The sequence below is a fragment of the Brucella sp. NBRC 113783 genome, from assembly GCF_040372265.1.
Classification (GTDB): Bacteria; Pseudomonadota; Alphaproteobacteria; order Rhizobiales; family Rhizobiaceae; genus Brucella; species Brucella teleogrylli.
This window is the reverse complement of the sequence record NZ_BAABRX010000010.1, coordinates 91634-110469: the sequence shown is the minus strand read 5'-3', so window position 1 is coordinate 110469 and position 18836 is coordinate 91634. Positions and strand designations below refer to the sequence as shown.

The window sequence follows — 18836 nt, the reverse complement described above, 5'->3', positions numbered from 1 at the left end:
TACGATGCACCCGGACTTAGAGTCTCTTTGCTCCGATGTAGATGAGATCGTAGCAATATTGCGTGCCCATAATGTGCATGGATGGGCGAGTGTGCTCGAAAAAGGTGCATCAGAAATCAGGCTTTCTGACTTTCACGGCGTGATACGGATCCTGCACTGCTATGGCGGCATGGGAACGCTCAATGACATCATCATATATGAGCAAGACAGTAGATTGTTCGATGCTCTTAGAACCCGAATCTATCAGAAAGCTGACGCGATCCGAGCGGAAGAAAACAACATTGCGCGTGCGGGTTTTAACCCATTAACTTAGAAAATTGTCCGAGGAGGGGGACACACATGAAAGCCATCGTCACTATTTGCACCATCATGCTGGCTATAGGCGGTTGCGCCAGCAATAAGGCATCTGACCCGGCGAACAAAGAACTGAGATGCCAGCAACTGCTTAGCCGGGCTAACATCCCAAGATTGCTGGAAGCGGAGCGCGCACAGGCGCAGGCCGAGGCAACGCAGTTGGGTTGCTATTAGCAACCCACCCTACCCCTCGCTCACCCACTCCCAAAGCTCGTCTTTTTCCGCCTGGCTCAAACCGCCATCGTCGGTCGAGTTAGCTTTGACGTAACCGTCAACGGCAGCCATGAACTGCCACATGGACATTCGTCTTACTTCTTGCGGCGTGAAGCCGAGCGCCGCACCATTGCCGTAGACCGCGGCAAATCTGACTTTTCCGTTGGGGAGACTGTCGAGTTGTTCTCCGTCTGATTTGCCGCCGCTGGCTCCCCCACCGGCTCCTCCGGCACGCCTTGAATACCTGCCTGCAAAATGATGGTGGCGAATACGATGTTCTCAGCAGGCGGGCGTTTTTCGATGTAGGTTCTCACCAGTTTCGTGGCCGCCGTGGCCTCCAAGCCTCCACCAATCAGTCCCTGCCGGATCACATGGGCGATATCGCCGACGCGGCATTGTTTGGTGAAAAGTCGCTCCAGAATGACCCAAGGGCCGGCGTCGCACGCTTCCTGCAGCGCTTCCAACTCGCCCCAACCGAGGCGGAAGGTATAAGTACCGTCCGCCCAGTCGAGCTCAACCTTAGCGTCTCTGCTCATTATGGAGTCGTCGGTGCCGAGACGCGGACCATTTCGCCGTCGGACTGCAGCGAAACGTTATTCGTCGCCCGCTCGCCGTTGTTGGCGCCAATATCGAGGTTCTCGACATGCATATTGCCGGTGTATGTGTAGGTCGTGGCAGGGAATACCAATTCAACCTGAACAGGAACGGAATCGATGCTTTCCCAAGCGTCGAGCCAAGCCTCGATAGATTCTGAAGCAAGTACGCCCTCGCCGCTAATACTCATCGAAAGCGAAGCGGCATCTCGGCCGATCCAGTCCACTTTGTCTGGATCTTCACAATCGGGAATCGAAACCTCATTGAGGTTTTTCGAGAGCGTAATTGACTTCTGTGTGAAGCCACAAGGCGCTGTATAAACAATCGGCGTTGCGTCATTGCCGAGCTTCACGCGGACCTTGCCGCCTTTGATCGTAGTAGCTTGAGCCAATGCGGCCTCCATACGAAAAAGGCCACCATAAGGGCGGCCATTAATAGTTTTCGGGGTGATCGGCGCGGTGGCCTTAAGGCTGCTCGATAATCGCCGTGTAACGGATCGACGCATGATTGATTGCGCCGTCCTTGATGTAGTCAGTTCGCCAATACTCGAATGTCACGAGGGCGTTTGCTGTCAAAACAGGTTCCCACCCTCGTGTTGCAAGACGCACTGCGTTTGCGACGTCGCGCATCTGCTTTTTGGCTGGCTCAATCGACCAGACATCCAGCTGGAAAATGATATCGTCAGCGAAAATACAGTCGGCATCTACCTGTTGAGCGCTCGATGCGCCGATACTGACGTATGGAAAGATTGAGGGCGAAACCTGCCCTTCGTCGTTAGTCGGCGGGTTATCGTAGCTGCGCTGACCAATCAGCGAGACAAGCGCAGGAAAGCTGCGCAAGCGCTGAATAATCGCGCCCTGAAGTTCTAAAACCGGGTCCATTTAGCGATCCGCTGCAATCTGTTTAGCTGCCTTGGTGATGGCACGAGACACCCTCGCCCGCGCGCTTCGCCGTTTGGCTCGGAAACTCACAAAGAAGAACGGCTGCGCCTTGGCCCCAGGGTTGATTGTTCCTGGATACATGCCGCCGTTCACATGTGGCGCGCTGCCAAATTCGACCAGATGGGCATAGCGCACATTAGAATTGCCAGCGTAAATCGTGATGGTCAGCTTGCCATCGTTAGACTTAACGCTGCCAATTCGCTGGCTGTATTTTGGAGTTTTACCCCACGTCCAGCCGATGCTTTCCATTAGCTCGCCATCATCGACGGGAACCAAGTTTTGCATCATGTTGACGATTTCCTGAGCGCCTTGCTCCATCGCCGCTCTGACAAGCTTTTCAGCAACTTCCGGAAATTTCGTTAGCTTGATCTGTAGGCGGTCCAGACCTTTAATCTTTACCGCCATCAAGTTTCCTCGCCTTCAATCGCTAGCATCTCGATGTACTGCCCACGCTCGTCGGGATTGACGACGGTCTTAATTCCGAAAACCCGGTTCGGCTTGTCCCCAGTCTTACCAGCCCGAGCGTCGTATGCCCGCCATGATGCCGTAATCTGTCTTGCCGCTGCGCTACCGCGAATGGTCAGATTGTAGGGCTGCATGGACTGCATTCGCGCCGCCATGATGCTCTCAGCATTGCTGCCGTATCGCGGTTCCAGCCTCCCGGGCACGGTAAACTGGTCAACCCACTCACCGCGTGTTCCGCCGAAACCATCATCCACGTCCTGCCGAACCTGAAACGTCAAACGGCAATTCAGGCTGCCGGCACCTGCGCGCTTCGCCATGCTTCAGCCTCGTCTCTGTTGGGAGTTGGAAGTCGCTCGGCCTTGCCAGCGGCAATAGCGCGGTTAGCGCAAGGCGTTGTGACCAAGCCGACGTAGCCTGCCGGATAGCGGATCGTCACTGCAGGCTTAGGGATGAAGTCGTAGGTGGCTGTGAAGTGGAGCCAGGGCATGAAGCCTCAATTTTGATTTGGCGTGGATTTCGCAAGCAGCGATGTAAGAATATCCAATTGCTCTTGCTGCTTTTCAATGAGCGCCTTGAGTTCGTTCGAACGCAACTGGTCAAACTTCTCATGTAGCGCCATTATTTCAATTTCAGCTTTGAGGTTCACTTCGTAATCATGTGCAGCATCCAGCCGGTCCCTTGCAGCTTGGCGGTTCTGACTCATCATAATTATCGGCGCTTGCACCGCGGCCAACATCGAAAGCACGAGATTGAGAAAGATGAACGGATAGGGATCGAAAGCGAATGCCGCCACAATTGAATTTGCAGCCACCCACGCGACGAGCACGAGAGCAAAAAGCATTATAAATGTCCATGAACCACCGAATTCGGCGACCTTATCTGCGAGCCGTTGACCATAGGTCAGCTTCTCGTCAAACGACCTGTTTACATCGCGTGCAATCGTTTGACGCTCAGACAATCGCGCTAGGACAGACTGTTCTCTTGCTGTCAGTGTATCCGCAGATCGCCCTAAGTACCTGAGCGACCGTTCTGCAACCTCGTGACGAAAGCCGGTATCATTCTTGTCTGTGCGGGCCATTGCGATCTCCAATCATTCAGAGGTCCATATGTTCCACAATTGCTAGAACGATAACAATCTCAAACCCTCAACAGCCGATATGGATCAAGCAGCCAGCGCGCCGACCTGTTTTCGAATAGTTCAACAGTCGACTGTCGCTCGCGGTTCTCGTGGAGGTCTCCCGCAATAAGCAGGATAGCCGCATCCAGCTCGGCTTCGGCGCCTGCGGGTACGGCGTCGCGGTTCATATAGCGCAACGCAGACCCTTGAGCGGCGGCTAAATAACCTTCAAGCTCCGTATCCTCATCATCGAATTCAATTCGAAGATGTCGCTTTAACCGATCAAGATCCACCGCCACGGTCGAAGCCCTTCTTTTTGGCAGGCTCATCTGCGACGCAACCCAGCGTTCGCGCAACCTCGGCCATGCGACCAGTCACAGTATCGCCAACCTCAAACTGGCGGGGATAAACCTCGCCTTCAGGCACCGCCTTGAATGCCTTCGCAACACGCACTTCCATCAGCGCCTCCTGTAGGAAGGGCGCCCGAAGGCGCCCTTGTATTGTTAAGCAGCTGCGATCTTGTGGTAACGCAGGGCCGTCGGATCGGTAACGCCGCCGCCAACGCGCTTCGTGGTGTAAAACTGCACGAAAGGCTTGTTGGTGTACGGATCGCGAAGGATGCGAATACCCGTGCGGTCAACCACGAGATAACCGCGCTGGAAATCACCGAAGACAACCGGGATGGCGTCAGCGGCAATGTCCGGCATTGCAGCAAGCTCGCTGACCGGGAATCCAAGGATCGTCGCAGGCTGGCCAGAAACCAGACCCGGCTGCCAGATGTAATTGCCCTGACCGTCCTTCAGTTTACGGATGGCGCCCTGCGTCTTGCGGTTCATAGTAAACCGCGCATTCGGAGTGCGCTCACTTGGCAGGTCGTAAACCAGATCAATGAGGCCATCGGTCGTAAGACCAGCTGCGTCACCGCTATTCACCGTCGGGATTGCGCCCCACGGATGCGAGGCCGCAGTCGTGTAGGTCAGCAAGCCTTTAGGCTTGTCGGTGCCATTGCCGGATACGAACGCGATGCCTTCCTGATATGCGAACTCAGTCTCGACTTCACCGGCAAGCCAGTTTTCGAGGTTGATTTCGGAATCATCCAGCAGGCGCTGCGTTGCCGCAGGATTCGCGTAGATTTCGCCGGTGTTGAACTTCACCTCGGCGAACTTTGCAGCCGGGGTTTCAGGACGGGCAGCGGATTCGCCTACCCAGCCAGACGCCGTAGCGCGGTCATTGTAGAGCTTGGAGAAGCCGTTACCAGAAATCTGAATGACCGAAGCGATACCGCGCATCGGAGAAACGATCTTCAGCTTGTCGGTAATGGTGCGGTCCCATTCGGTCGGAGCCGTATATCCGCCGTCTTCTGGAACGGCGACGCTCATCGCGGCCTGTGGATTGGCCTGAATAAATGCGTCAATGCTTGCCTCATCGCCCTTACGGAAGAAGCGGTCAAACGCCTTGGTATATTCGGCATTCTTGACGGCATCGCCAGGCTTGGACGCACCTGCCGTCTGGAGAGCTGCGAGCTTCTGCGCCTGCTCATCGAGAGCCGCCTGAAGGTCGCTTACAGTGGCATTGATGCGCTCGACCTTTTCAGTGCGAACGACATCTTCTGTTCCCTTCTTTACGTCATTAAGAGCTGCGCTGTGTTCTGCCTTGAACGCTTCAAATGCGCGGCCCTGCGCTTCAATGAGCGCCTTGATTTCATCGGGTTCCATTTGGTTATCCCTTGGAAAGTATATTGGTTGTGCTGACAAGAGCGGCCTTGATGCCGGTCATGTCTTTGGCTCTGGTCTTGCCAGCGTCGCGCGTGGCGTTCTCGGCGGCATCGCGCTCGCCTCGAATTTCATTGAGAAGTTGAGTACGCGAACGGCGCGTCTCGCCTGCTGCAGCCAATGCCCGGTCAATTCGGCGCATCGCTGCAATATGTGCAGGAAGTTCCGCTTTTGCGTCGGGCTTGGCAGTTCCGGCGGCCTTCTCGTCCGCAAAGCCCTTTTCGATGGCCTCATCGGCTGAAAGCCAAGTGCCGTCCGACGCCTTTGACGGGCCATCCAACAGAGAAAGCACTTCGTCTTGCGCCAGTCCTGTGCGGGCAGCGTAAATATCGGCCATCGAACTATCGAAGGACTGAAACAGCGTCGCAGCATCAGTGAAATCGTGCGTATTGCCGACAGCGAGCCCCCACGCTCGATGGATCATCATCATCGAGCCGGTCGACATGACCACTCTGTCACCGGCCATAGCGATGATTGATGCCGCAGACGCCGCATATCCCATCACGTTGACAGTGACTTCGCCGGGATGGCTTGCGAGTAGATTGTAAATCGCCAGCCCTTCGAACATGTCGCCGCCTGGCGAATTCACGTTCACGGTAACCGGATTTTTCCCGATGGATCGAAGCGCGGCGGCGGCTCGCTTGGCTGTAAACCCGCCACCGCTCCAATAATCCTCGCCGATCACGTCAAAGATCGAAATTGTGTTCGGATCGTCTGCTTCTGCCGCCTGTGGAGCCCTCTCCCACCGCTCTAAAGCGGAGAGAGGCACATCCCACTGATAAGACTTCGGTCGCGCAACGGCAGCAACCGGCGTTCTGTTAAGGCTCATTGCGTGTTCCTGAAGGAGTGAGGCCAGTTTCTGGCTGCGTCATTGGATTTTTGAGGCTGTCCGCGTCCGGATCGTCGCTCTGGCTCAAGCCCACATAATCGCGAGCTTCATTTTGGGACATCCACGGACGGGAACCGCCAGAACCCAGCGCTTTGGCGAGGAATTCGGCTTGGTCTTTGATCGAACCGCGCAGCAATTCGCGCTCATCGAAATCAGCCTGATAAGATCGACGCTCTTCGCGGGTCAGAAGGCATCGGGAAACCGCCTGCTCCCAAGCGATGAACCACGGCGCCAAGCCATAACGAACGAAAAACTGGCCAAGGGTTTCAATACCGCTGCCCCACGATGTGTCGTCCATCATCAAAAGCGGCCGCGGCACACCGAAAGCGCGCGCAACCTCCTCGATCTGATGATTTCTTGTCTCAATCTGCTGGCTGTCTCTTGCCGTCTGCGAGAACGGTTCGGCCTTCATGCCCTCTTCAAGGATTAGCCACTTATGTGCGTTCTCCGCACCGGAGAACTTATCCTTAAGGCTGGTGTCCAAGTTTTCGAACTCGTCATCACCAAGCTTGCCGGGGTGCGTAAGCGCGCCGCCGACCATCGTACCGTTCTTAAACAGCCGAGCCGCGGCTTTCTCTGTCTGCATCGCAAGGCCGATAGCTTCTTTCGCCTGCTGGACGCGAGAAAGACCGACGACGCCATCGTCTGTCATATCGCGGAGATGAAATACCTCCGACTGGGGCAGCTCGACATATCGACCGCCCTTCAATACGACCTTGTAGATGACGGTCAGATCGTCTTTCTGCTCGACGGTGACATTGGTCGGGTGCAAAGGCTGCAACGCAACCACGCGCCTACCGCTTCGAACAATACGGGCGTATGCATTGCCGTAGGTCAGTGCATGCGACTGCAGCTGTCGGCGGAATTCATACGCCGTCTGCCAGTTATTCGGCTGCGTAAGAAGAACATCAAACAGAGAATGATCATCAGCTGGGTGAAGTCGTCCCTTCCCGTCCTTGCGCATCAAGTAAAATGGCAGCATCCCGATACTGCCTGAGATGAGGTCGACACAGCGAAAAACCGTTGTGTTGAACAGAGCAGCCTTGGGTGTCACCGCCATGCCGCTCGCTGTTTCTGCGCCTCCGCCAAGAAAGGCGGCTAACCTTGGATCGTCCAAGCCGTCGAAATATTGCCAGTCAGCTCGCGGCGCTCGTTTCGGCGCGACCGAAGGCGCTGCCTCCGGTTTGGACCGGAACAGGTCAAGAATTCCCATAGATATTCCTTGTTCCGATTAGCCGGCCATTCGGATGCCGCGTTTCTTGTAGACGGACTCTTTCGGCGTAACCGCCCCGTCCATCGCCACACCAACCGCCATCGCCAGAGCGACGGCAGCGTCGATGCGCACCGATGCCTTCGTTTTGACGAACCACCGGTTGTCTTGCGGGTCATGATCGAATGTCGCGCCCATCAAGGCAGTCATAAGGACGGGATTGCGCCGCATGCGAATGCGGCCATCGATAATCATGTCCTCGAGAGCCAGAACAGAACCCGGCATCCACAAGCCTTGCGGCGGTGGCAGGTTTGCGGCTTTCGCCGCTTCTACCTTTGCAGGCTCAGGCCGAGCCCGAACCTTGCCCCCCTGCGGATGTGCGACATGTTCAATATCCAACCCGAGCGCTTCGACTTCCTCGCGGAACTTGTCGTAGGCGTAGCGGTCATAGGCGATGGCTTGAATATCGAAGGCTTGATCGAGTTGCTGGACGCGCGTGGCTACGAAGTCATATCGAATTCTTTTACCGGGCGGAGCATTCAACCAACCCTGTTTTACCCAAAGCGCATACGGTGCCTTGTCAGCCTGTTCTCGCGCCTCCAGCGTGTCAGCCGGCGTCCAAGCCTCCACCCACGCATCAAACGTCGGCAGATTGACCGTCGATCCATCTTCCCGATCCATTTCCTTGAAGCCGGTCGGGACAACGCATGCCAGAACGGTCATATCCTTGCTGCCGGACAGGTCGACTCCCATGAAAACCGGCTTGTCAGCGTGTTCGACTTCGGGATCGAAGTCATCCATTACGCTTTCGACGGTCTCGCGTGGCATCCAAGCCTTGTCGGCGTCGGTCCAGCAGCAGAAATGCAGCCGCAGAATGCCGTTCAGCTTGCCCGGCATTTGCTTTGCCTGAGCAACAACGCCAGCCAGATATTCCTGCGTCAGGATAACACCCAGAAGAGGGTTAGCCTTCTTCCAGCAGGTTTCGTCCTTGAGCGGATCGTCGCCCTTGTCCAGCGCGCAGACATAGGAAAACGTCGTGTCGTCGATCACCTCGCCGACATAGGCGAAATCCTCGTCCAGCGTTTGAGTGCCCGCAGCCACCTTGACGGCGTGTTCGTGCTCTTCCCAGCAAATGCTGTTTCGGTCACTGCCTGAGTTCGTAATCATCAACAACAGTGGCTGCCGACGAAACTTGAAGCCGCGCTCCAGCATTTCCATCGTCGAACGGTCGGGATGTTCGTGCACCTCGTCGCAAAGCGCAAAGTGCGGTCGCGGACCTGAGCCAGACTTGCCGGAATCCTTTGAAATCGGGCGAAAGAACGATTGCGATTTGTGATGCGCGATATTGAACTCTCGACCGATGCCGCCGCTGAATTTCAACCGCTCGACGAGTGCCGGGGCAGCGCGAACCATCTTCACGGCATCCTGAAAAAGAATTCCAGCCTGTTCTTTCTTGGCAGCCGCCGCATAGATCTGCGCGCCAGCTTCCTTGTCAGCGATCAGGCCGTACAGGCCGACACCGCCAGCAAATGGCGATTTACCGTTGCCCTTGCCTTCCTCGATGTAAGCGCGACGAAAGCGGCGCGAACCGTCGGCCCGTTTCCAGCCGAAGAGCGAACCCAACTTGAAAGCCTGCGAGGCATGCAGATTGAATGGATTGCCTTCAAACTGGCCTTCGGAAAGCTTGAGCCGCCCTTCAAAGAACCGAAACACGCGGTCGGCAGCATCGTCGTCCCAATACAGGCCGCGCTCGTGCCCGCGTTCGAGATCGTCGAAATGGCGGCGGCATGCATTACGAACGTGCGGGCCAGCAACTTCTCTGCCATCAATGACAGCTTGCGCATAAGCGCTCACACGCTCAAGCGCAGGCATATCAGTCAAGCAGATCGTCCTTTTCTTCGCCATCGTCGGGTGTCGCCACCTTGGAGGCATCAGCAGGCGTCGCGCCCATCTGGCCAAGCATCTGGCGAAGCAGGTTCATCGCCTGCACACCCACCTCCTGCCCGGCCATGATGCGGCCCTGAATAGTCGAGGCCATGCCGACCAACGTTCGGTGCGATTCATTCAGCCAAGGCAGCTCTTTCGCGAAAAGCTGCCAAGCCGACTTCGCCTTGATATCGGCGCTATCCTTCAACCAGGCGGGAGGAGTGCCAAGCGGGCCGTTTGCGGCTGGGTCTGCGCGGTTTTTGTACCGACCGGCATGCGTTTTGTCTCGCCCCTCGACTTTGGCCTTACCGAGGGGATTTCTCGGCTTTGCCATGGAATGAAATCCTTATGGGGTCATATTTTGAATTGGAGATGCGTGCGCTGTGGGACCCCGCCGCTCCTGCGTCTGCGGACTCGCGCGCTTTTTGATCCCCCCGGGGGCTCATCCTATTGGCCACCCGTCCGCAGAAAACCGCACGACAGTCTCTCCGCGCTCTTCACGCTGTTTGATCCGATCATGACACGACTTACAAAGGGACATGAGATTGTCAGCATCCCAGAAAAGATCTTCGTTTCCTTTATGAGGGGTGCGATGGTCGCAAATCGTGGCGGGTTCGACGTCGCCAGCCTTGAGGCAATAGACACAGAGTGGCGACTGCATAAGGTGACGCTCGCGCATCTTAAGCCAGCGTGATTTCTTATAAAGATGCTGCCAAGAGGCGCTTTCACCGCGCTGCTTGTGATTTGCCATGACAATCCTAGTTGGTTGCGGGCATCGGGATCGAACCGATCATATCCGGCTTATGAGACCGGCGAGCACACCAGCGCTCTAGCCCGCTGAATGGTTGTGCAGCCAATCCTAACGCGTAAAAGTGAGCACACGATTCGCTTGAAGGGGTGGCAACAGTGACAGCAGAAGAATTGAACGACGAACATCTTCCAGTTGGGGGATGGCTTATCGTAGTAGTTATCGGCATACTACTATCTGCAGCATATGCGGCGTATATGTCGTATTATTTTTTCTGGTTACTAAGATACACATTGCTAGACGTCAGCATGGCATCTTTTAATTTTCTGCTATCCGGTGCAAAGTATATAGCAATCATCATTCTGGCGGCCATATGTCTGTATTTGAATTATTTTTATCTCAAAGCGTTCAGATGGACGGTCACAGCGCTATACATCCTCCCTGCACTCGTAATCACCTATGAGTTACTGACGTTCAGAGCGAGTGACCCTAGTTCAACTGCCACTGCAATCTTTATGAGTTGGATCCCATCTTTGATTTGGGTGCCTTACGTTCTATTCGGTAGGCGATCCAAACGGACATACATCTACGAATTCAAAAACAATCCCTGGCTGAAGAAATCAAACCAATAGTTACCACGAGCATCCGAAACACAATCGGCGGGGAGCCTACCGCAATAGGCTCAACCCGCCGAACCAGCAGCCGGAGGAGAAACGGCGCTGGAATAGTTACCCTACCGGCAATGCCGACAGGGGCGGCTCTTGTAACCGCACTGAAATGAGAAAGGCCGCGCATGGCGGCTTTGATGTAGTCTTCCCCTCATTGGGGAGTTGGCGGGGATTGGGGTGCACTATGCAGGTTGCGCGATATTCCAAGCGTTTCGATACGCCAGTGGATGAAGATCAAGATCGTCCATAGCGCCCTGCACCGCAGCTAACCCGCGAAAAACAAGAGACCGTCCCGCTGCGGTTGCTTGCTTGTGCTTGAAGCCATCCTTCTCGCCTATTTCAGCCAGCGTCTGCCCACCTAGCACCGCGTCCTCGAACGGCTCGATGAGCGGCCCTAGCCTCGACCGCAAATAGGCAAGGATCGGTCTTGTGTCGATTTTCTCGAGCAGCAAATCGTCGGTGAACTTCAAACTGAGGCTCGGCGTCTTACCTGTCTTTGGAGTTGGTACCGTGCCATCGTCGTTCTCGAAGTAGGCATCGACTTTGACATTCACCTTTCGCATGGCAGGAAGGGCATACGCTCCCTTGCTTCTGCGAAGCTTGCCGGAATATTCGATATCTCCACCCTTCACTCCGCCTTCCCAGTTCCGCGCCGCGGCAGCCTCAACCTCTTCAGTGCCTTTCAAGCGTTTGCTTTCTTGAGCAGCGTGCAGGCCAGCATCATACCCATAGTCCTGACCTTTGAGGGGCTCCGCTTCGGCGATCGCGACCATCCGACGATATTGCATAACCTGTTCGATGTAGCCGTGCAGCTTGTCCCGGCGCAAAACCGCCAGCAGTGGGAAATCCTCGTTATCATTCGCAGGAACGGCAGGATCGCCAACCGACTGGCGCTGTTTGATGCGTCGCAACTGCGTAGCCATTGCCTTGGCTTCCTGTTTGGCCCGTGCGGCACGGTCGAGATAGATCACATTTCCCATCAAGCTGCCTCCTCATTCAGAAGATCCGACAGGTACACGCCGTCGACTGCATAGAACTCGAATTCTTCCCGGCGCTTAATTGCCGCCGTCTGCCAGCCTCTTAGTTCTAAATCCCGTGCATACGGGGACGATGAGTGCTGGTCTTCGTCGATCGGGCAGTTGTCATTTGCGGCGAAATATTTGTCTTTCAATTTCTGCTTTATGCTGCTTTCCTCTTCTCTTCTGCAAGCCACCCCAGAACCGCCGTAACGGCCCGCTCAGCGGCTTCTGTCGTCGTCGTGGCCCTGAGGACCAGAACAGTGTAGCCAAGCCGCTCAAGGGCCGCGTGGCGGTCTTTCTGGGCTGGCGACAGTCTTCCCTGCCCGACCTTGTTCTCGATCATCAGCAGACGCCCGTATTCGCCATAGATGCGGAGGTCAGGTTCGCCGCTGGTCATCCCCGTTGCTATTGCCTGGGCCCGGGCTCTTGGTCCGCGCTTACTGGCGTTCATGTCACCCGCCAGTAAGAATCGGCGCTGATACTGTGGCAGGCGACGCAGGCTGGCGACTTGTGCCGCCTGTAATTCCCATTCGAGCGGTAAGGCTGGTTTTGTAGTAACGCGGCCATTGCTGGTGGTGATCTTGACGCGGGCGCCGTTGATGCGTGTGATCTGAGTGGTGGTGGCGGTTGTAGACGAAGGCGCGCGCGTGCGGTTGCGTGCCATGTGAGCTCCTCGTGTTGATTGCGGTTTGCCGTTGGTAGCGGCAAGAGGAGTGTGGAATGCCTCAATAAATGTCGTGTTAATGGACAGGCAGAAAATGAGACGTTAGCCTGCCGCGGGCAAGGCGCTTTGCGGTCCTCCAGTTACACCATTCACCGGGGGCGTCTTGTCGCCAACCTCAATTCAGGTTGTATTCTGGAATCGGCCAAAATCTGAAAAAGTGCGCACTTCTCAAAACTCGAGAACTGCGCGCCGCGCGCTTTGTGCGTAAGTTTCTATATAAGAACTCTTACGCACCAAAAGCAGCGTGCATTTGCGAACTTCTTTTGGGGTTTTTCGAGAAGTGCGCACGAAGAAGTGCGCGTTACCTAGGGTTGTATTTTGATTGTGACAGGCGGTTGTAAAATAGGACTGGAAACTGCGCCTTTGGCGCGCAATCAACTTGCCTCGGCGCGAGACTCGGTTTCAAGTCCGAAAAAACAGAAGGAGCGTTACGCATGGATTCTGAGCGCGTTCACACTAAAGAGGAGTTTCTTCAGTTTATAGCTATTGCTCTCGATGAAGTCCGACATGGAGCCGAAGGTTGGGTAAATCCCACGTTGGAGAGTTTTCTAGAGGCGCTAATGGCTTACGCCGAAGACAGGCAAAACCCGCCAAGCAACAATCCGTGGAAGGATGCAGCCATGTTGATTCAAGCCGGTGCGTTTTACGAATAACACGACCTAAAACAATCGTCGGCATCTTCGTCTTATTGATTCCATGCTGTGAGGCTTCACCATGCAAAATCTTGCCACCGCCTTGGCCATCGCTGTTTGCCACATAGAAGACTTGGCGAGTGATGTAGACGCTGACTTGAAAGCCCTGGAAGCTATTGCTGAGGAGATTCAGCAGGGATCACTCGACGAGCGGCAAGCGGTTGCGGAAGCGTTTAATGCACTGGGCCGACCCGAGTTAATTGATGGCCTTGGCATTTCCTAAATATGAAAACCCCGCTCGATGGCGGGTCTACTTAACGCAGCGAAAGTGCGCGGTAAGTTTTTCGCGGGTTTCCACATTATTCCCCATAGGGCCGATTATGATTGCTGCCTATGTTTCATCTGCTGTCGTTGGCGCAGGCGTCTATTTCCTATTGAGGCCCAGAACTCGCAAAGCGCGTATCACCATTTCAGCTACAGTATTCCTAGTCCTGTGCGCAATTTTCAGCGTTTGGTTTATTAATACGGGAGGAACTTACGGCATCATGGGTACGAATGGCATCACTCCCGATTGGTCACAGTAATAAAAAAGCGGAGCCGAAGCCCCGCTTTCCCGATTGAGTATACTGGTTGCTATCACGTGGAATTAGACAATCGTCCTTCCTCCTGCAGCTGCCAGAGAGGCGCGGTGAACTTTGCCTGGAAGCCTTCTGGCCTAAATTCGGAACTAACTTCCCCAGCTCCAAGAAGCCCCATCCTTATAAGCTTGGAGCCAAAACCTGTCTTTGTAGGTTGGGCGACCGGCGGTCCTCCGATTTCGGTCCAATTCATCGAGAAAACCGGCTCAACCTGCCTTTTGGATATGGCGACGGTCAGTTGCACATGCCCTGTAGGATTAGAAAGTGCGCCGTACTTAATCGCGTTTGTTGTCAATTCGTGAACCAACAGCGAAATGGTCGACGCTCCTTTTGGGCCTACCGATAAATCGGGTCCCGCCATGTGCACGCGATCGTCTACTGCTAGCGCGGTTGTTACTCCAGATACGATTTGACGCAACGACCCTTTCGAGCTCTTACCGAGACGAAGAACATCATGAGCATTCCCCAGAGCAAAAAGTCGCTTTGTAAATGTGTTGATGACTTCTTCATCGGCGTTGTTATTGAAAGTCTGGCTCGCAATTGCAGATACTACGCTAAACGTGTTCTTGATGCGATGTGCGAGCTCCGCATTGAGAATCCGGGCATGTTTTTCGGATTCTACCTTTTCTGTGGTCTCGATGACCGTATCGATCATACCGCCAACACGCCCTTGTGCATCAAAAATCGGGCTGTAGCAGAACGTGAAATAGCATTGTTCATCATAACCGCGTCGATCAATCACGAGCGGAAAGTCTTCGATAAAAGTCGCTTCGCCAGCGTAAGCTTTCTGAACCATGGGAAGCAATTCATCCCACGCTTCCGACCAGATATCGCGGAACGAAGCTCCCATGCAGTTTTCTTTTTCTCCGAGAATTGGCCTGAAAGCGTCGTTATAAATCGTCGTAAACTCCGGCCCCCAAATGATAGCTTTGGGAAAATGCGAAGCCAACATCATCTGAACTGCAGTGACCAATGGCGCCGGCCAACTTTCTGGCACTCCGATAGGGTTTCGGCTCCAATCCAACAGCCGAATTTCATCAGCCGACTGACCACGCGCATGCAGGAAGGGCACCGCACTGTCCATAGTGTATTCCAATTTGATCGAGGAAGATTCGTAGGCGGCACTACTCTATTTTATTAGATTCGGCTCACAGGGGCGAGTGACATTCGGTCTTCAAACTGTGCTATCCCTATTGAATCAAACCGCCCTCACAAACGATGTCGTTTTCCGCTGCACTGGATCGCGCTCCTCGACCTTCGCCAGGAAGCCTTCCTTGAAGAGTGCCTTGGTAATGAGGCTGGTCCGCTTCTTCTGCACTTCGTCGTCGATATCCAGCCCGAGCGCATAGGCCACGGCGTGCCCAACCCAGTCCTTGGCCTGCGGCGCTTGTTTGTACATGCCGCCATTCACAGCGCCACGGATTGCGTCTTTCTGCTCGACGGTAAGCCCTTCAGCCACTTCCTCGCTGGATGGCCAATGCCATTCGGTTACCACCGGCGCATGGTCCTGCGGCTGTGTCAGGCCTCGCCCGTTGCCCAACGCCACGCTTTCTATGTGCCGCCAGTCCAACCTGTGTGAGAGCGGCGTAAGGTTCGACTTGCCATATGTGATCGAGAAATAACCAAACCGATCCATGCCGGGAATGCCTGCCTCATTGGCCTGCGCTTCCGACATGCGATTAAGCACCCGCACTGAACGCGCCGCTCCGATCAGGGCCACGGCACCGCGCGCGTCTTCAACGGTTGCCTCGCGATCGCTGACCTTGCGCAGGTGGTGCACGATGTCGATCGAGCAATTCGTATAGTCCGCGATCTGCGCCCAGAGCTTTGCGACTTTGTCGATAGCGCCGTTGTCGTTTTCGTTGACCTGATGCGTCGACACGAACGGATCGACGATCATCACATCGATGCCATTGGCAAGGATGGTTTCAGCAACCGCCTCGACGATCGGCTCCTGGATTTTGACGCCCTTCTTGTCGTCAATCGCCACGACAAGCTCCTGCTCACGGCCACTGTCGAGGAACAGATGCCCATCAATGTCTTCCGGCTTGAGGTTGAAGTGGATACACGCGGCCATGATGCGCCGTTCGAGCTCGTCGCGCGGATCTTCGACGTTAAACAGCCAGACCTTAAGGCGGCGCGGGGGCTTAACACCGTTTAGCGCCTTGCCAGACGCCATCGCCAGCGCTTCCACGATACTGTTGGCAGTCTTGCCAAGCCCGCCCGGAGCAACGGTCACAGAGACGTACTTGCGGATGAAGTGCCGACCGAAAGCAAACTCGCGCCGCGGCAGCGTCGACGGGTCTTTCCACTGGAACGGCGTAGCTGCGAGGATGGGTTGCTCGGCGGGCTCGTCTTCGGTGGGCGGAAACTTCTCAGGATCGATGCGAACTGTTGTCACTAGTTCTTCGGGGTTGGCCTCTCCGCCCTCCACCTTCGCCCGCGCGTTGTCGAGCATGCGCGTGATGTCCACGAGCTTGGTATTGTCATTCACGGCTTCTGGTGCCTGACGCGGATGCATCTTGCCAGCCTTTAGCCCGTTGTCGATTGTCTTGCAGCAACGCGGGAAATCCCTACCCCAGCCACGCGCCACATCCTGCAACAAGGCCCGTGCTTCGGATTCCGACAAGGCCCCAGCGCCGACGAAGGTCCCCAGTCGGAACGCTGCGTCGTTCAGGCGGTTGTTGCGGTTACCCATCGGTTCCATGGCGAGGTCGTCTAATTCAGACTGAACCGCGCGCTCGACGTATCGATCGTTGATCGTGCCCGAGACCGACGGTGCTTGGTAGATGGTCGTGCTGTCATATGAGCGCGGCAGTACGAGCTCTAGAAGCCAGTCCGGTGCGTCGACCGGTTCCATATCGACCAACCATCGGTAAGGCTGGCCAACAGCAGGCACACTGCCAGCCGCAATGACGTAGCCACCGTCGCCGCGAACATCGATGCCCGCGCCCAATGCTCCGCGATTGCGGACGCCAGCCTTGTGTTTGAAGAAGTAATGTCGGCCGCCGCTCGTTGTTTCGGCCGTCAGCGTGGCGGGCAATGCGCCATACTCGCCTTCCAAAGCCGCGAGCGTATCCGGCCCGCCATGCTTCGGGTCGATATCCAGCACCCAAGCACCGATAGGCGCACCAGTCGGCACGCCGATCATGGCACCGGGATTGCGGCGCCAGAGTTCACGCACAATGCGCTCATTCAGTGTCGCACCGCGGAACCCGTTTGAGGTCAGCGGAGTTTTAGTCGCGAGGATTTCGATAAGGCCGTCCTCGTCGACGAATTCCTCATCGGCGGCACGGCATGGAAATACAGGCCAGTTGCGCGCTGTGTAGGATAGCGCAACGTCGAGCATGGGGTCTTCACCCGAACACGCTTGGATGTTATTTTCCATCAATCTTCCTTATTGGAGCCTGGAGATGTCCAAAGGACGGTATGAAATGAAGAGAATGAGCAACGGCAAATGGTCGGTCGTCGATACCGAAACCGACCACGTGGCCAAGCTGCAAGATTCTTATTTAAGAGACCTCGATATCGATGAGGCCGAGGCGGCGACGGCACTAATGAACCGAATTCATGCCGCAGGTCTAAACGTCACGCCGCAGTGATTGTCCATCATGGAGTCGGTATTGAGTTCCTGCAAAATATGCATAAAGTCTCCCTCAGAAATGGGGTGGGTTTATGTTCTGGAAAAAGCCGAAGCGATCGTACGAGCTGGGTCGTGGTTTCAAGGCACTAAGCGGGTTCGAAAAGTGGTGCAAAAAGCACCACCCAGGATTTGCACTGCCTACAATTGACGTCGTTGAATGGCGGGAACACTCGGGCTACCCCCAACTCCCAAAGATGAAGAAGGCGGTCTACTCCTTCCATCTCCGCGATAAGGCCAAAGTGCTGAAAGTTGGCCAAGCTGGGGGCGCCAGCCCGGCACGTTATTCTCACCAACACTATCGGGTCGATCCGCAGAGCAGCACGCTCGCCAATAGCCTTGTTTCTTCCCCTCACGTTTCAGGACAGGTATTAAATGCGGAAACTGTGGGGCAGTGGATTAGAGACAACACGGTACGGGTCGATTTCTTGATCCCGTCTGACGCATCGATCGAGCTCATGAATTATCTCGAACGATTCCTGTTTGTCGAATGGTCCCCGGTATTCGAAGGAAAATCGTCTCCCAAGCCGTAATCAAAACGGCGCCTCCTTCAACGCTTCCCGCATCCCTCGCCCGCACCCTTCCCACGCGGCTTTTACCAGTTGCCTGGCTTCCAGTTCGTCCATGTCCTTAAGGTCGGTTTTGCCAAGCTCTTGAAGGTATGAACCAACCGCCTCGACGCCGGTATCAAGGGCGCGCAGCTCGTAAGGATCCAACCGACGCCGATGCCGGATATGCTCGGCAATGTCGGCGCACTCCTTGCACAGCCAGCGGATCGGCTCGCGGTCTGCCTGCACGCCGAGGCCAACGGCGTGGCGGGCGCAGACATGGCAGATGTCTTCCTGTGGAGATGGCTTATGCGGCATGACTGTCCCCCTCGACACTCGACCAAGTCCGGTGCAATTTCAACTGATGCGGTGGTGCGTTGTTTTGATTCTTTGCGCGAGTGCGCTTGTGTTTTCGCTGGCGTATGGCTGCAGCGACTTGACGGTATTTAGCCCGCTTCAAGACATTCGAGTTTGCCGCCGCAACTGGGTGATTTGGCAGATCATTTATGATTACCAAGGTTTGATCGCAGGCTTGTTGGCTATTTTGGCTGCGTGGATTGGTGCTGTTGAACTCAGAAGACAGACTCTTGATCAACGAAAATCGCAAAAGTTGGCTGCACTTCGTCTTTACCGTGCCACTGTAGGGATGGCTCATAACGATTTGCTGCGTTCCGGTTCTACACCCTAAGAACAAGTACAGAACGTTCACAGCGCTGCGGTTGGACTTAACTACACCGA

Annotated in this window: 28 protein-coding genes and 1 tRNA gene; 8 read left to right on the top strand and 21 right to left on the bottom strand. The window is 55.4% G+C overall.

Annotation, left to right across the window (positions count from 1 at the left end; genetic code table 11):
• Positions 1-4: 4 nt before the first annotated feature.
• Positions 5-313: a DUF6966 domain-containing protein gene (locus tag ABWW11_RS22135; protein ID WP_413464705.1), complete on the top strand. Its 309-nt coding sequence runs from the start codon at positions 5-7 to the stop codon at positions 311-313.
• A gap of 26 nt (positions 314-339) precedes the next feature.
• Complete coding sequence (locus ABWW11_RS22130; protein WP_121538118.1) at positions 340-528, top strand: hypothetical protein; 189 nt, start codon at positions 340-342, stop codon at positions 526-528.
• 134 nt (positions 529-662) lie between these two features.
• Here the strand turns inward: ABWW11_RS22130 and ABWW11_RS22125 are convergent, their stop codons facing one another.
• The 16 genes from ABWW11_RS22125 to ABWW11_RS22050 form a co-directional block, all read right to left on the bottom strand.
• Positions 663-1103: a gene transfer agent family protein gene (locus ABWW11_RS22125; protein WP_319080746.1), complete on the bottom strand. Its 441-nt coding sequence runs from the start codon at positions 1101-1103 to the stop codon at positions 663-665.
• Positions 1103-1552 carry a phage tail tube protein gene (locus tag ABWW11_RS22120; RefSeq protein WP_319080747.1) on the bottom strand — a complete coding sequence of 150 codons (450 nt, stop codon included), beginning with the start codon at positions 1550-1552 and terminating at the stop codon, positions 1103-1105. The genes ABWW11_RS22125 and ABWW11_RS22120 overlap by 1 nt, the downstream gene beginning before the upstream one ends.
• Positions 1553-1625: 73 nt before the next feature.
• Positions 1626-2042 (bottom strand): DUF3168 domain-containing protein, encoded by a 417-nt coding sequence (locus ABWW11_RS22115; protein ID WP_319080748.1) that lies wholly within the window; start codon positions 2040-2042, stop codon positions 1626-1628.
• Positions 2043-2507: an HK97-gp10 family putative phage morphogenesis protein gene (locus ABWW11_RS22110; RefSeq protein ID WP_319080749.1), complete on the bottom strand. Its 465-nt coding sequence runs from the start codon at positions 2505-2507 to the stop codon at positions 2043-2045.
• Positions 2507-2884, bottom strand: coding sequence for a head-tail adaptor protein (locus tag ABWW11_RS22105; protein ID WP_319080750.1), 378 nt, complete (start codon positions 2882-2884; stop codon positions 2507-2509). The genes ABWW11_RS22110 and ABWW11_RS22105 overlap by 1 nt, the downstream gene beginning before the upstream one ends.
• A complete protein-coding gene (locus ABWW11_RS22100) occupies positions 2854-3054 on the bottom strand; it encodes a hypothetical protein (RefSeq protein WP_319080751.1) in 201 nt (66 codons plus the stop codon). The genes ABWW11_RS22105 and ABWW11_RS22100 overlap by 31 nt, the downstream gene beginning before the upstream one ends.
• Before the next feature lie 6 nt (positions 3055-3060).
• Entirely contained in the window at positions 3061-3645 is a 585-nt protein-coding gene (locus ABWW11_RS22095) for a DUF1003 domain-containing protein (RefSeq protein WP_109367081.1), read from the bottom strand.
• A gap of 59 nt (positions 3646-3704) precedes the next feature.
• Complete coding sequence (locus tag ABWW11_RS22090; protein WP_319080752.1) at positions 3705-3983, bottom strand: head-tail connector protein; 279 nt, start codon at positions 3981-3983, stop codon at positions 3705-3707.
• On the bottom strand, positions 3967-4143 hold the full coding sequence (locus tag ABWW11_RS22085; protein ID WP_021587338.1) for a hypothetical protein: 177 nt from the start codon (positions 4141-4143) through the stop codon (positions 3967-3969). The genes ABWW11_RS22090 and ABWW11_RS22085 overlap by 17 nt, the downstream gene beginning before the upstream one ends.
• 44 nt (positions 4144-4187) lie before the next feature.
• Positions 4188-5399 (bottom strand): phage major capsid protein, encoded by a 1212-nt coding sequence (locus ABWW11_RS22080; RefSeq protein WP_121538104.1) that lies wholly within the window; start codon positions 5397-5399, stop codon positions 4188-4190.
• 4 nt (positions 5400-5403) lie between these two features.
• The gene (locus tag ABWW11_RS22075) at positions 5404-6285 is read right to left on the bottom strand and encodes a head maturation protease, ClpP-related (protein ID WP_319080753.1); all 882 of its coding nucleotides are present in this window, start codon (positions 6283-6285) and stop codon (positions 5404-5406) included.
• The gene (locus ABWW11_RS22070; protein WP_319080754.1) at positions 6275-7558 is read right to left on the bottom strand and encodes a phage portal protein; all 1284 of its coding nucleotides are present in this window, start codon (positions 7556-7558) and stop codon (positions 6275-6277) included. Before ABWW11_RS22070 ends, ABWW11_RS22075 begins: the two co-directional genes overlap by 11 nt.
• 18 nt (positions 7559-7576) lie before the next feature.
• Positions 7577-9427 (bottom strand): terminase large subunit, encoded by a 1851-nt coding sequence (locus ABWW11_RS22065; RefSeq protein ID WP_319080785.1) that lies wholly within the window; start codon positions 9425-9427, stop codon positions 7577-7579.
• Between the two features lies 1 nt (position 9428).
• On the bottom strand, positions 9429-9815 hold the full coding sequence (locus ABWW11_RS22060; RefSeq protein ID WP_319080755.1) for a hypothetical protein: 387 nt from the start codon (positions 9813-9815) through the stop codon (positions 9429-9431).
• A gap of 108 nt (positions 9816-9923) precedes the next feature.
• Positions 9924-10142, bottom strand: coding sequence for an HNH endonuclease (locus ABWW11_RS22055; RefSeq protein WP_235942825.1), 219 nt, complete (start codon positions 10140-10142; stop codon positions 9924-9926).
• Between the two features lie 102 nt (positions 10143-10244).
• Positions 10245-10320, bottom strand: a tRNA-Met gene (locus ABWW11_RS22050).
• A 58-nt stretch (positions 10321-10378) separates the two neighbouring features.
• Between ABWW11_RS22050 and ABWW11_RS22045 the strand changes: the two genes are divergently transcribed.
• Positions 10379-10861 (top strand): DUF2569 family protein, encoded by a 483-nt coding sequence (locus tag ABWW11_RS22045; RefSeq protein ID WP_353411586.1) that lies wholly within the window; start codon positions 10379-10381, stop codon positions 10859-10861.
• A 218-nt stretch (positions 10862-11079) separates the two neighbouring features.
• On the opposite strand, the gene ABWW11_RS22040 is transcribed toward ABWW11_RS22045, so the two are convergent.
• Positions 11080-11877, bottom strand: a complete 798-nt coding sequence (locus ABWW11_RS22040; RefSeq protein ID WP_319080757.1) for a hypothetical protein — start codon at positions 11875-11877, stop codon at positions 11080-11082.
• A gap of 199 nt (positions 11878-12076) precedes the next feature.
• On the bottom strand, positions 12077-12580 hold the full coding sequence (locus ABWW11_RS22035) for a VRR-NUC domain-containing protein (RefSeq protein WP_319080758.1): 504 nt from the start codon (positions 12578-12580) through the stop codon (positions 12077-12079).
• Positions 12581-13074: 494 nt separating this feature from the next.
• Here ABWW11_RS22035 and ABWW11_RS22030 point away from each other — a divergent pair, with 494 nt between their 5' ends.
• Together ABWW11_RS22030 and ABWW11_RS22025 are read left to right on the top strand one after the other, a co-directional pair.
• Positions 13075-13293 (top strand): DUF7660 family protein, encoded by a 219-nt coding sequence (locus tag ABWW11_RS22030; RefSeq protein ID WP_319080759.1) that lies wholly within the window; start codon positions 13075-13077, stop codon positions 13291-13293.
• A 61-nt stretch (positions 13294-13354) separates the two neighbouring features.
• Positions 13355-13555 carry a hypothetical protein gene (locus ABWW11_RS22025; protein WP_319080760.1) on the top strand — a complete coding sequence of 67 codons (201 nt, stop codon included), beginning with the start codon at positions 13355-13357 and terminating at the stop codon, positions 13553-13555.
• A gap of 353 nt (positions 13556-13908) precedes the next feature.
• Here ABWW11_RS22025 and ABWW11_RS22020 read toward each other — a convergent pair whose 3' ends face one another.
• Positions 13909-14994, bottom strand: a complete 1086-nt coding sequence (locus tag ABWW11_RS22020) for a sensor histidine kinase (protein ID WP_319080761.1) — start codon at positions 14992-14994, stop codon at positions 13909-13911.
• 114 nt (positions 14995-15108) lie between these two features.
• Complete coding sequence (locus tag ABWW11_RS22015; protein WP_319080762.1) at positions 15109-17298, bottom strand: bifunctional DNA primase/polymerase; 2190 nt, start codon at positions 17296-17298, stop codon at positions 15109-15111.
• Between the two features lie 25 nt (positions 17299-17323).
• Here ABWW11_RS22015 and ABWW11_RS22010 point away from each other — a divergent pair, with 25 nt between their 5' ends.
• Both ABWW11_RS22010 and ABWW11_RS22005 read left to right on the top strand, forming a co-directional pair.
• Positions 17324-17512 (top strand): hypothetical protein, encoded by a 189-nt coding sequence (locus ABWW11_RS22010; protein ID WP_319080763.1) that lies wholly within the window; start codon positions 17324-17326, stop codon positions 17510-17512.
• Between the two features lie 73 nt (positions 17513-17585).
• Complete coding sequence (locus ABWW11_RS22005; protein ID WP_319080764.1) at positions 17586-18083, top strand: hypothetical protein; 498 nt, start codon at positions 17586-17588, stop codon at positions 18081-18083.
• Here the strand turns inward: ABWW11_RS22005 and ABWW11_RS22000 are convergent, their stop codons facing one another.
• On the bottom strand, positions 18084-18416 hold the full coding sequence (locus ABWW11_RS22000) for a DUF6511 domain-containing protein (protein WP_319080765.1): 333 nt from the start codon (positions 18414-18416) through the stop codon (positions 18084-18086). It lies immediately after the preceding gene.
• Between ABWW11_RS22000 and ABWW11_RS21995 the strand changes: the two genes are divergently transcribed.
• Positions 18415-18786 (top strand): hypothetical protein, encoded by a 372-nt coding sequence (locus tag ABWW11_RS21995; RefSeq protein WP_319080766.1) that lies wholly within the window; start codon positions 18415-18417, stop codon positions 18784-18786. The genes ABWW11_RS22000 and ABWW11_RS21995 overlap by 2 nt on opposite strands.
• The last annotated feature ends 50 nt before the right edge of the window (positions 18787-18836 follow it).